This window comes from Staphylococcus sp. CoH_129_LAB_1, assembly GCF_058191515.1.
Window position 1 is genome coordinate 1 of record NZ_JBXWKZ010000054.1, and the last position, 3,839, is coordinate 3,839.

Annotated in this window: 5 protein-coding genes; 1 reads left to right on the plus strand and 4 read right to left on the minus strand. The window is 30.5% G+C overall.

All coding sequences use genetic code 11. From position 1 onward, the window contains the following. Positions 1-149: 149 nt before the first annotated feature. Both AC2FB1_RS10940 and AC2FB1_RS10945 read right to left on the minus strand, forming a co-directional pair. Positions 150-314, minus strand: coding sequence for a hypothetical protein (locus AC2FB1_RS10940; RefSeq protein ID WP_049431113.1), 165 nt, complete (start codon positions 312-314; stop codon positions 150-152). A gap of 382 nt (positions 315-696) precedes the next feature. Further along, entirely contained in the window at positions 697-882 is a 186-nt protein-coding gene (locus tag AC2FB1_RS10945; protein WP_141755530.1) for a hypothetical protein, read from the minus strand. A 30-nt stretch (positions 883-912) separates the two neighbouring features. Here AC2FB1_RS10945 and AC2FB1_RS10950 point away from each other — a divergent pair, with 30 nt between their 5' ends. Next, entirely contained in the window at positions 913-1,608 is a 696-nt protein-coding gene (locus AC2FB1_RS10950; RefSeq protein WP_490675261.1) for a site-specific integrase, read from the plus strand. 85 nt (positions 1,609-1,693) lie between these two features. Here the strand turns inward: AC2FB1_RS10950 and AC2FB1_RS10955 are convergent, their stop codons facing one another. Beyond that, the gene (locus AC2FB1_RS10955; RefSeq protein ID WP_490675262.1) at positions 1,694-2,773 is read right to left on the minus strand and encodes a branched-chain amino acid aminotransferase; all 1,080 of its coding nucleotides are present in this window, start codon (positions 2,771-2,773) and stop codon (positions 1,694-1,696) included. 174 nt (positions 2,774-2,947) lie between these two features. Continuing rightward, positions 2,948-3,839 (minus strand): NAD-dependent epimerase/dehydratase family protein (locus tag AC2FB1_RS10960; RefSeq protein WP_490675263.1); only part of this gene is annotated, 892 nt, incomplete at its 5' end.

A 3,839-nucleotide genomic window follows, 5' to 3' on the forward strand; every position in this document is an offset into this window, starting at 1 on the left:
TTTATTGACGTTGAGCCTCGGAACCCTTAACAATCCCAAAACTTGTCGAATGGTCGGCTTAATAGCTCACGCTATGCTGACATTCGTCTGCAAGTTTAGTTAAGGATTCTTCTCAACATCAATAAATTTTCTCGGCATAAATACATATTTTAATTATTAATTATTTCATAAATCAAAAGTAAAATTGATGATATTAAAAGTAATACGCTAGATAAAACCTCTAATTTTTTATCCTTTTTATCACTTACTGTATTTTTTATAAGCGCCACAATTGCAATTAATATTAAAAGCGTACAAAAAATATGAATAACCAAAAAGATGCCTCCCTTTTAGTAAAACTTATCACAAGAACTACTTAAATCTTAAAATACCCTTATTTGCAATTTTAAGGTACTTTTTAGAGCGTTCAAGGGTATTTTATATATATTTTTTTATACCCAAAACGATTTAATGGCTCTTAAAACACAAATGAGAGTCAAATTTAAAAATCAGAAAAACAAACCTTTACTCTAGATACTAACAAATTAAATTCTTATTTAATACTTAATATACAAAACGCGTAATTAATCTTTACACATAGTCTATAAGTATTTCTAAACGTCTGATTATAGCTTCACATTTACGTAATATACTTGTTTTACTTATGCTGAAGTAATCGGCTATATCTTTCTAATCGTAACAGTCAATCGTACACACCTAATATCTAAAGCGCATAATCTCTTTAGCTTCATTGTCCGCTTCATCTATTAATTGATTTAAATCATTAACTATATTACACAATCTCTCATACTTATTTTTCATACCTATACTGTTTGTTTCACTGTTAGTATCATTTAATAATTCAAAGTGAGTAAACTTCATCTCTTTTCGATATTGCTCCATACATTCTATAATGTATTTGAATATGCCGTTATGTTAAAAATAATACATGAGAATCCATTTAAATATACTAAATTACCGAAAAGAACAAGAAATAAAAGCAATGAACATTTAACCTATTATTCTAGTGATGAATTAAAACAATTTCTAGAACTTATTAAAGATGATTTAATGTATTATGCTATGTTTCGCTTTTTAGGATTTACTGGTATGCGTAGAGGGGAATTAATGGCTTTAACTTGGGAAGATATAAACTTTAAAAATAAAACAATCAGTATAGATAAAACTGTTACTATTGGACTTAACAGTAAAGAGATTATACAACCTCCTAAAACTCATTCATCTATAAGAGTTATAAGCATTGATGATCGTACTCTTTCAATATTAAAAAAATGGCGTGTAGAACAACGTAAACTTTGTTTAATGCATGGACGTAATAAATCACAATGTTTATTTACAAATTTACGAACAAATAAACGTATTCAAGTGCAACACCCCAATAAAGCAATGGATAAACTATGTAAAAAATATAACTTTAAAAAAATTAAAATTCATGGTTTTAGACATACTCATTGTTCATTATTATTTGAAGCGGGCTTATCTATTCAAGAAGTACAAGATAGACTCGGACATGGCGATATTAATACAACAATGGATGTTTATGCACATATTACCGAAAAACAACGTGAAAAAGTTGCTGAGAAGTTTGTTAATTATATTAGTTTTTAACAATAACGTATTCAATTTATAATTATTAAAAAAACAACAAGCTAGAAATCGCATAGTTATAACGTTTCTAGCTTGTTGTTACAAGTTATTTATATTCCGGCACAATGACTCTCCAGCCATGTTTATCTTCTAATTTACCACTTTGGATACCAGTGTAAGTGTCATATAATTTTTTAGTGATTTCTCCAGGTTCGTTATTATTAATCACAATTTCTCTATCTTCATATTTTAATGTACCTACTGGAGAAATGACTGCTGCAGTACCTGAACCAAACACTTCTGTTAACTCGCCTTTATCATAAGCTTCAAATAATTCATCAATAGATACTTTACGTTCTTCTACTTCATATCCTAATTCTTTTGCTAATTCGATAATTGATTTACGTGTAATACCAGGTAAAATACTACCGTTTAACGCAGGTGTTACTAATTTGCCATTTTCAACGAAGAAAATATTCATACTACCTACTTCTTCAACATATTTTTGTTCAACGCCGTCCAACCATAATACTTGATCATATCCTAAGTTATTAGCATTTGTTTGTGCTAATAAACTTGCTGCATAGTTACCTGCTACTTTAGCGAAACCTACACCACCACGAACTGCACGTACATATTCATCTTCAACATAAATTTTTGTTGATTTCAATGTATCACCACCGTAGTAAGCACCTGATGGAGATAAAATAATTAATAATTTATATTTTTTAGAAGCACGAACGCCTAAAATACCTTCTGTAGCGAATACGAATGGACGAATATATAAAGATTGACCTTCACCCTCTGGCACCCAATCACGTTCGATGTCAACAAGTTGTTTCAAACCATCTAATAATAACTCTTCATCTACTTTAGGCATTTCTAAACGTGCTAATGAATCATTGATACGTTTGAAGTTTTGATCTGGACGGAATAATACGACCTCTCCATTGTGTTTATATGCTTTTAAACCTTCAAATACAGCTTGACCATAATGTAAACTTTGAGCTGCTGGAGAAATTTCAAATGGTGCATAAGGAACGATTTTTAATTCTTGCCAACCACCTTTTTCTTCATCATAGTCTACACTTAGCATATAGTCTGTGAAATATTGTCCAAATCCAAGGTTTCCTTCTGGTTTTTCTTTAAGTGTGTCACGTTGTTCAAATCTAACTTTTTCTGACATGTTGAAGCCTCCTAATAATTTTCATGAATAAGATTTAATATAAATTATAGCAATCTCATATAGTCTATTCAATAAATTTTCTAAAAATTCAAACTAAATAAAAAATGAAACCCTTTTCTTGTTTTACACTTTAAAAGAGAGTCAAATTCCAAAGGCATCTTTTTAATTATGAACTTATGTCTTTTCTTTATTTTCTTTAATCATTCGGATCATTGTTTCTGTCATTTTAGCCAAATTATACTTTGGGTGAAAGCCCCATTCTTTTCGAGAATAACTGGTATCAATATTATCTGGCCACGTATCTGCAATCATTTGTCTTACTGGATCGACATCATAATCTAATGTAAATTCAGGAATATGTTTCTGAATTTCTTTCTTAATCATCTCTGGTTCAAAACTCATTGCGCTTAAATTATAACCATTGCGTGTTACAAGTTTCTTACTATCCGCTTCCATAAGTTGAATAATCGCATCAATAGCATCATCCATATACATCATATCTATATAAGTATGTTTAGCGATATAGCTCGTGTAGTGACCATGTCTAACCGCTTCGAAATATATTTCTACTGCGTAATCTGTAGTACCTCCGCCTGGCTCTTTGACATGTGAAATAAGCCCTGGAAATCTTACACTACGTGTATCAACACCAAATTTTTTAAAGTAATATTGGCATAATAATTCCCCAGCTACTTTATTTATACCATACATGGTTGTTGGTTGTTGAATTGTATTTTGAGGTGTGTCTTTCTTAGGTGTAGACGCACCAAATACCCCAATTGAGCTTGGCATAAAGAAATGTAAGTCATACATTCTTGCAGTTTCTAAAGCATTCATTAACCCACTCATATTTAAATCCCAAGCCTGCAAAGGTTTTTTTTCAGCTGTTGCAGAAAGTAATGCAGCCATATGCATAAGTGTATCTGTTCTAAAATTTTCTACTATAGCCTTCATTGCATCACAATTCATTACATCAAGTAATTCAAATGGAGTTCGGGACATAAAGTATCTGGATAAGTGAAAAAAGACAATTTCTATTGAAATAATATAGAAATTGTCTTTTTTA